The sequence below is a fragment of the Cupriavidus sp. 05T313 genome (assembly GCF_056396665.1).
Genome location: NZ_JBFTLX010000025.1, coordinates 36926 through 44414, shown reverse-complemented (window position 1 = coordinate 44414; position 7489 = coordinate 36926). Strand labels below are relative to the sequence as shown.

General features: G+C 66.5%; 9 protein-coding genes. 5 read left to right on the top strand and 4 right to left on the bottom strand.

All coding sequences use genetic code 11. The features are described 5' to 3' along the window. Window positions 1–353 precede the first annotated feature (353 nt). Together AC1DKD_RS08805 and AC1DKD_RS08800 are read right to left on the bottom strand one after the other, a co-directional pair. Window positions 354–608 carry a hypothetical protein gene (locus tag AC1DKD_RS08805; RefSeq protein WP_477111415.1) on the bottom strand — a complete coding sequence of 85 codons (255 nt, stop codon included), beginning with the start codon at window positions 606–608 and terminating at the stop codon, window positions 354–356. Continuing rightward, window positions 605–1456 carry an inositol monophosphatase family protein gene (locus AC1DKD_RS08800; RefSeq protein WP_441626244.1) on the bottom strand — a complete coding sequence of 284 codons (852 nt, stop codon included), beginning with the start codon at window positions 1454–1456 and terminating at the stop codon, window positions 605–607. Before AC1DKD_RS08800 ends, AC1DKD_RS08805 begins: the two co-directional genes overlap by 4 nt. 101 nt (window positions 1457–1557) lie before the next feature. Between AC1DKD_RS08800 and AC1DKD_RS08795 the strand changes: the two genes are divergently transcribed. From AC1DKD_RS08795 to AC1DKD_RS08780, 4 genes are all read left to right on the top strand, one after another. Continuing rightward, on the top strand, window positions 1558–2295 hold the full coding sequence (locus AC1DKD_RS08795; protein ID WP_477143185.1) for a helix-turn-helix domain-containing protein: 738 nt from the start codon (window positions 1558–1560) through the stop codon (window positions 2293–2295). Window positions 2296–2395: 100 nt separating this feature from the next. Then, a complete protein-coding gene (locus AC1DKD_RS08790; RefSeq protein ID WP_035875236.1) occupies window positions 2396–2674 on the top strand; it encodes a hypothetical protein in 279 nt (92 codons plus the stop codon). 159 nt (window positions 2675–2833) lie between these two features. Further along, window positions 2834–3538 carry a glutathione binding-like protein gene (locus tag AC1DKD_RS08785; protein ID WP_477102880.1) on the top strand — a complete coding sequence of 235 codons (705 nt, stop codon included), beginning with the start codon at window positions 2834–2836 and terminating at the stop codon, window positions 3536–3538. 24 nt (window positions 3539–3562) lie between these two features. Beyond that, window positions 3563–3859 (top strand): cupin domain-containing protein, encoded by a 297-nt coding sequence (locus tag AC1DKD_RS08780; protein ID WP_276291498.1) that lies wholly within the window; start codon window positions 3563–3565, stop codon window positions 3857–3859. A gap of 105 nt (window positions 3860–3964) precedes the next feature. On the opposite strand, the gene AC1DKD_RS08775 is transcribed toward AC1DKD_RS08780, so the two are convergent. Both AC1DKD_RS08775 and AC1DKD_RS08770 read right to left on the bottom strand, forming a co-directional pair. Then, entirely contained in the window at window positions 3965–5104 is a 1140-nt protein-coding gene (locus AC1DKD_RS08775; RefSeq protein WP_441626238.1) for an acyl-CoA dehydrogenase family protein, read from the bottom strand. Next, a complete protein-coding gene (locus AC1DKD_RS08770; protein WP_441626236.1) occupies window positions 5097–6374 on the bottom strand; it encodes a CaiB/BaiF CoA transferase family protein in 1278 nt (425 codons plus the stop codon). Before AC1DKD_RS08770 ends, AC1DKD_RS08775 begins: the two co-directional genes overlap by 8 nt. A gap of 154 nt (window positions 6375–6528) precedes the next feature. On the opposite strand from AC1DKD_RS08770, the gene AC1DKD_RS08765 reads away from it, so the two are divergent. After that, a complete protein-coding gene (locus tag AC1DKD_RS08765; RefSeq protein ID WP_441626234.1) occupies window positions 6529–7455 on the top strand; it encodes a LysR family transcriptional regulator in 927 nt (308 codons plus the stop codon). Window positions 7456–7489: the final 34 nt, after the last annotated feature.

Genomic DNA, 7489 nt, shown 5'->3' with positions numbered 1-7489 from the left:
GGGGCGATGGTGTTACGGCAAAACGCCCATGCGCACCTTCCTCGACTCGCTGGAACTCGCCAAGGAGAAACTGATCCCGCATTGAGTCGCGCTTCTCGATTCAACAGCCCGACTATCTGTCAGATCGAGTCCCAGCTAATACACCTTAAGGCGATGTGAGTTTGGCCCCCGGCCGCTCTTTTTGCCTGCCGACGAGGAGGGGGTCGMCCCATCCGGCGCGCCTTCTTTGCCTACTTTCTTGGCAAGACAAGAAAGTAGGTCGCCCCCCGCAGGGGGGTGAAACCGCCTTTGACTTTAAGCCTTTGAAGTTGAAGTTAAGCAATTGAAGTTAAGCAGCCACAGTTAGCCAACCGTTAACCAACCCCATCAATCAACGCCGCCAACCCAGGATCCCGCGCAGCAAAAGCATCAAACACCCCCATCGCCCTCAACCCCGGCAACAACCCCACCAAATCCTCCCGCGCCGCCGCCAGCCGACCCGCATCCTCCCCCGGATCATTCATCACCCGCCAGCTAATCAAAAACGCCCCCACGCTACCTTTGCGCACAGTCACGCCATTCACCTCCACCACATCCACCCCATCGGGCAGCAACGCATCCGGCCTCATGCGCCCTCTCCCGACAGCACCGCGTTCAGCACGCCATGCATGGCCGCCCCGGCCGCCACAATCCCCTGGCAACCCCAGGTCAGTGGATTGCCATCGAGCGCCGTCACCGAGCCGCCCGCCTCCTTCACCAGCAGGACACCGGGCAACCAGTCGTAATAGTCCTGCCCGCACTCCCAGTAGCCATCGAGCGCGCCGCGCGCCACCAGTGCCAGCAACAAGGACGTAGGCCCGTACACACGCTGGCCGAACACCTGCGGCAACATCCGGCCAAAACGGTCAAGGAAATCCGCGGTATCGCTGCGCACCTGCCCCGGCCAGTTCGGATGCGCCGTGGCAATCAGCGCCGTCGTCAGCGCCGAGCGCGCATTGGCCCGCAACGGCTGGCCATCGCAATCGGCGCCCTGCCCTGCCACCGCGCGATAAGTGCGGCCAGTGGCCGGATCGTGCACCAGCGAGAGGACCGGATCGCCCCGCACCACCAGGCACAGTGCGATGGTCCAGCCCGGCATGCCGCTCAGGTAGTGCAAGGCCCCGTCGATGGGATCGCAAACCCAGTAGGCGTCGGCAAATTCCGGCGCCTGTTGCTCGCCGCTCTCCAGCTCCTTGTCGGAAAACGGGATCTCTGGCCAGCGCTCCAGGAGAGTCTTTTTCAGCACCGAACCCACGGTGCCGCTGTGGTGATCGAACGCCACGCGCAACGCGTCGAAATCAGCCGGCGCGCTCAGCGGTTGCCCGGTACGCAGCCACCGGCCCTGCCCCGCGAGCAGGGCGGTCAGCATGTCGAGCACGTCGGGCACCGGCTGGCCAAGGCGTTCGGAGAGGGTTGGCGTTTTTACGTTGGCATTCACGATGGATCGCTCCTGGGGTGGTTGGTGCAGCCAGTCTAGGCACTTGCCGCACTGCCAACTAACGATAGAATGCCAACTTATGTTCGAAACGGGCCAAACCGATGCCGCTACGAGAAATCCGCCCGCTCGCGCACGGCGCCTCGCGCGAGCAAGTGCCGCATCAGCATGCGCAGGGGCAGTTGTTTACGGTGAAATCCGGCGTGGTCGTGATCGAAGCCGGCGGCGGCCGCTGGCTGATGCCAACCGGCTGTATCGGCTGGGTGCCGCCGTACGAATCGCACGGCGCGAGCATTCAGGGGGCAATGACCGGCATGAGCCTGTACTTCGACGAGGCCTGGAGCCGTGCCGCGATGCCTGCGGCGCTCAAGGTGGTGCGGTTGTCGCCGCTTCTGGCGGCCTTGCTCGACACGCTGGTGCAGGCCGGCCCGCCAGCCGGGCCGGTGCGCGAGCATTACCTCGCGGTGTTTGCCGATGACTTCACCCGCCAGCCGGCGCAAACCCTGTTCCTGCCCATGCCGCAGGAGCCGCGCCTGCTGCGCATGGCCACCGCCTTGCTGGCAAACCCCGACGACAACACCGGGCTGGATGGCTGGGCGGCGCGCATCGGCATGGCCCGGCGCACGCTGACGCGCCACTTCCAGGCCGACACCGGCTGGAGCCTGGCGCAATGGCGCCAGCAATTGCGCATGCTCGCGGCCATGCAGCGGCTGGTTGCCGGTRAAAGCGTCACCGCCGTGGCGCTCGGGCTGGGCTACACGAGCGTCAGCAGCTTCATCGCCTTGTTCCGGCGCTACACGGGCACCACGCCGCGCGCCTACCTGGCGATGGGCAAGGATTGAATGGCGCCGCGCGCAAACCTTGCGCAACGCACATGCAAGCAGCAACGCACCCTCTCTTGTATGCTACGGCTATTGCCGCCGACGATGCCTGACCCGCGCCATGAGCCACAAATCACGCAGCCTCCTGCAGTCCATCTTCAGCCACCCGCTGAGCAACAATATTCATTGGCGCGAAGTCGAGTCCCTGCTGCAGCAACTGGGGGCGAGCGTGGAGCCGATCCAGGGCGCGCGCTTCCGGGTTGTGCTCAACGAGTATGAGTTTTACCTGCACCACCCGCATCACGGCAATGTGTGCGCCAAGCAGGAAATCAAGCACCTGCGCGATTGCCTCGTGGCCGCCGGCATCACCTCGCCGGACAACGGCGACAAGCCGAAGTGACCCTGCGCCTGCCCGGACAGGCGTCGCGCCGGCGATCTCCCGCCCTACCCCGCGATGATGACCATCGGCATCGAGCCGTCACGGCTTGAGCCAATCGATCCTCCTCACCGCATCAGCCAAACCAGCCCACCCGGCCCAACCCGGCCAGAACGGATTTCCATGACCAATCTTTCCGCATTCCTCGTCACCAACAAATGGCCGGCCCTGCGTCCCGAGCGGATCCAGCTCTATTCGCTGCCCACGCCGAACGGCGTCAAGATCTCGATCATGCTGGAGGAGACCGGGCTGCCCTACGAGCCGCACCTGGTGCGCTTCGACGCCAATGACCAGTACACGCCGGAATTCCTGTCGATCAGCCCGAACAACAAGATTCCCGCCATCCTGGATCCCAACGGCCCTGGCGACAAGCCCCTTGCCCTGTTCGAGTCCGGCGCCATCCTGATCTACCTGGCCGACAAGAGCGGCCAGTTCATCCCGCAGGACGCCGCCGGCCGCTACGAGACCATCCAGTGGCTCATGTTCCAGATGGGCGGCATCGGCCCGATGTTCGGGCAGGTTGGGTTCTTCAACAAGTTCGCGGGCAAGGAGTACGAGGACAAGCGCCCGCGCGACCGCTATGTCGCGGAGGCGAAGCGCCTGCTTGCCGTGCTGGATGGCCGCCTCGCGGACCGGACCTGGATCATGGGCGATACCTATACCATCGCCGATATCGCCACCTTCCCCTGGGTGCGCAACCTGATCGGCTTCTACGAAGCCGGCGAACTGGTCGGCATCAAGGATTTTCCCCACGTCACGCGCGCGCTCGATGCCTTCCTTGCGCGTCCGGCCGTGGTCAGGGGGCTGGATATTCCCAAGCGCGGCTAACCCCCCGCACCTGGAGACACGCTTGTGCCGCTGATTCGGTTTGACGCCCTTGCCTCCGGTCTGCCAGCCGCCTGGAAGTCCTCCGTCGTGGGGCAGGTCGGGACCGCCCGCATCAAAATCCTCAGGATGGATGAGCAGGCGTATGAAGCCGAGACGCACGACTACAACGAAGGCCTGTTTGTCGTGAGCGGACAGCTCATTTTGCAGACGGAGGGCGAAACCGTCGTGGTCCGGCCCGGAGAGATGTATCTCGCCCTGGCTGGCATCGCGCATGCCGTGCTGCCCGGCAGCCATGGGACGCTGGTGATCGTCGACGTCTGAACCGGCGCCATCGGAGAGCGCCAGCACCGTCGACAGCCCGACCATCAGGATGGATAAAGGCAAACCGCCACCGCTCGAGATCGTGCGCTGCCCGCCGGCGATCGCTCAGCGCAGCGCGGACCGCGCAATCACGGTGCGCTGGATTTCCGAGGAACCCTCGTAGATCCGCAGGATGCGCGCGTCGCGCACCAGGCGCTCCAGCGGCATCTCGCGCGTGAATCCGTAGCCGCCATGGATCTGCAACGCGGCATCCGTCACGAAGGCCACCGTTTCCGACGCATAGAGCTTGGCCATCGAGGCGTGGTCGGTAAAGGGCTCGCCGGCCCCGCGCCTGACCGCGGCCTGCAGGGTCAGCAGCCAGGCGGCTTCCACCCGTGTCTTCATGTCCGCGAACATCCATTGCAGGCCCTGCTTGTGCGAAAGCGGCTCGCCGCCCACGTGGCGCTGTTTCGCCCATTCGATCGCGGCTTCGAGCGCGGCTTCTGCAATGCCAAGGCTGGTTGCGGCCACATCCAGGCGGCTGTTGTCCAGCACCTTCATGGCGGTGCGGAAGCCGCTGCCCTCGGCGCCGAGCCGGTTCGCGGCGGGGACGAAGCAATCGAGCGCCACTTCGTGCGCGGGGGCGCCGCGGATGCCCATCAGCTTCTCCGCCGGGGCGACTTCCACGCCCGGCGTCTTCCGGTCGACGACGAAGGCGCTGATGCCGCGGGTCCCGGCCTCGGGATCGGTCTTCGCGTAGACCACGATGAAGTCCGCCGCGTTGGCGTTGGAGATGAAGTGCTTCACCCCGCGCAGGCGGTAGCCTTCGCCCTCCGGGATGGCGCGTGTCGCCATGTCCGCGGGATTCGAGCCGGCGCGCGGCTCGGTCAGCGCAAATGCGCCGAGCTTGATGCCGGCCGCCGCGTCCGGCAGGTAGCGCTCGCGCAGGCTGTCGTCGCCGCCGATCAGGATGGAGTCGGTCGCGAGATAGTGGGCCCCGATCATCGACGAGGTGGAAGCGCAGGCCTTGGCGATCTCGACCAGAGACAGGATCAGCGCGACGGGCGATGTGTCGGTGCCGCCCCAGCGCTCCGGCAGGTTCATGCCCATCACGCCGAGTTCGGCGAGCAGCGGCACATAGCGCGTGGCCGGGATTTCATCGCGGTCGACCTCGGCGGCCTTCGGCGCGAGTTCGCTCTGGGCGAACCGCCCGATGGCGTCGGCGATCTCGAGGTCGCCCGGCTGCACGCCCAATCGTTTATGCATGTTGATTCTCCATGTTGGTATCTTCCGGTGTGGCGCCAGCCGCCGGGCGATGGTGCGGGGCGGGACGGAGCGGCTGCGGTCCCAGCGCGCCGCTGGCACGCACTGCCGGCAAAGCGTCGCCAGCGATGCCGAGCGTTTCCAGGATGACGTCCGTGTGCTCCCCCAGCGCGGGCGCGCCGGTCACGCGATTGGCGCCGTAGCCGGAGAATTTCACGGGCTGCGACGGCAGGCGGACCTTGCCGCCGCGCGCGTCGGCAACCTCGGTGAGCAAGCCGCGATAAGCGGCGTGGTCGCTCTCCATTGCCTGCTTCACATTGCGGATGGGGGCGACCGGAATGCCCGCGGCGCTGAGCAACTGGTTCACTTCCTCCACCGTGCGCATGGCGGACCATCCCTCGATGCATGCCCGCAGGGCGCCCTCCGCGTTGCAGCGCGAGTGGTCGTCGGCGAAACGCGGATCGGCCGCCAGCTCCGGCTGGCCGATCGTGCCGGCAAGCGTCTGGAACAGCTTGTTGTTCAGCACCGCCACCACGTAGAAACCGTCTGCGGCGCGATACGCGCCGAACGGCGCGGAAGAAGGGTGGCGGTTGCCCACGCGGCGCGGGGCCAGGCCGGTCGCGGCGTAGCGGGCGACCAGCGTGGCGCTCAGGCTCAGGGTGGCATCGAACATCGACACATCCACGTGCGTGCCCTTGCCGGTCTTCTCCCGCGAGAGCAGTGCCGCCAGCACGCCCCACGACGCGAAGAGGCCGCTCACCACATCCGATACGGCTTCGCCAAGCAGCGTCGGCGTGCCGTCCGGCGAGCCGGTGGCGTCCATCAGGCCGCACATCGCCTGCAGGATGATGTCGTAAGCAGGCCGGTGCGATTCGGGTCCGGTCTGCCCGAAACCCGATACGCTGGCGTAGACAAGCGAAGGATTCTGCGCGCGAAGGGATTGATAGCCGATGCCCAGCTTGTCGGCTACCCCGGGGCGGAAATTCTCCACCACCACGTCGGCCCGCGCGCAGAGCGAGCGCGCGAGCTCCAGGCCCGACTCAGCCTTCAGGTCGATGACGATGCTCTGCTTGTTGCGGTTCATGGCGGCGAACAGCCCGCTCTCGCCGTCGACGAAAGGGCCGACCGCGCGGTAGTCGTCGCCGCCCGGCGGCTCGATCTTGATCACCTCGGCACCGAGATCGCCGAGCAGGGCCGTACAGTAAGGCCCGGCAAGCACGCGCGAAAAGTCGATCACGCGGATGCCGGCAAGCGGCAGGTCAGGATGGTTCACTTCACACTCCTCCAGATAGCCAGGGCGGCTTCGCCAGCGCGATCGCCGCCAGAGGGGGCGATGCGGCGTGGCTTGCGCGCCGATGACAGGATTCTGGGCAGCCGGAGCTATCAAGTAAAATATTGATATCAACTAGTACCTATACGATTTCCTGATGAGACTCTCCTTGCGCCTGTTGCGCTACTTCGCGGAGGCGGCGGAAGCCGGGAGCACCACGGCGGCGGCACGCTCGCTGAACGTGTCGCAGCCGTCGATCTCCGTTGCCATCCGCGAACTGGAGGCGCTGTTCGGAGAAGCGCTGTTTGCGCGTGACGCGGGGTCGAGGATGACGCTGACCCGCTTCGGCGTGCGCAAGCTGGCCGAGGCGCGACAGATCCTCGCCGCGGCGGCTGCGTTCGAGGCGGACCAGAGCGGCGATGCCGCCTCGGGTGAAGTGCACATCGGCGTGTTCAGCACGCTGGCGCCGGTGTACCTGCCGGTGCTGCTGCGGATCGCGCGCGAGCGCTTTCCCAGGCTCTCGGTGCGTTTCGTCGAGGGCGACCTGGCGCAGATCGAAGACTGGCTGCACGGCGGCCATATCGAATTCGCGCTGACCTACGACGTGGGGCTGCCCAGCGAGATCGAGCGCGAACGCATCGCCGAACTGCATCCCTACGGACTGGTCCCGGCCGGCTCGAAACTGGCCAGGGGAAGAGGGGCGATCTCGCTGCGGGAGCTGGCCGGCGAACCGCTGATCCTGATCGACCTGCCGCACAGCCGCGATTTCCTGATGGCGCCGTTCTGGCAGTATGGCTTGCAGCCGGAAGTGCGCTATCGCGCCACCTCGCTGGAACTCGCGCGGAGCATGGTTGCGAACGGGCTTGGCGTGTGCCTGCTGATCACCCAGGCGCCGTCGGCCGCGCAGACAGCCGGCGTGGTGGAAAGGCCGATCCGCGAGGAGACCATCCGGCAGCCCCTGGTGATTGCCCGCTCGGCTCGCATGTCACGCACGCCGGCGTCGGAACTGCTGGCCGGGTGCGTGCGCGAGGCGGTGCATGAGGCGATGGCGGCGCGCGCCGTCCGGGGCAGGCGCGGCAGGTAGCCCGGCGGATCCGGGCAGCGGGCGCGGGAGACAC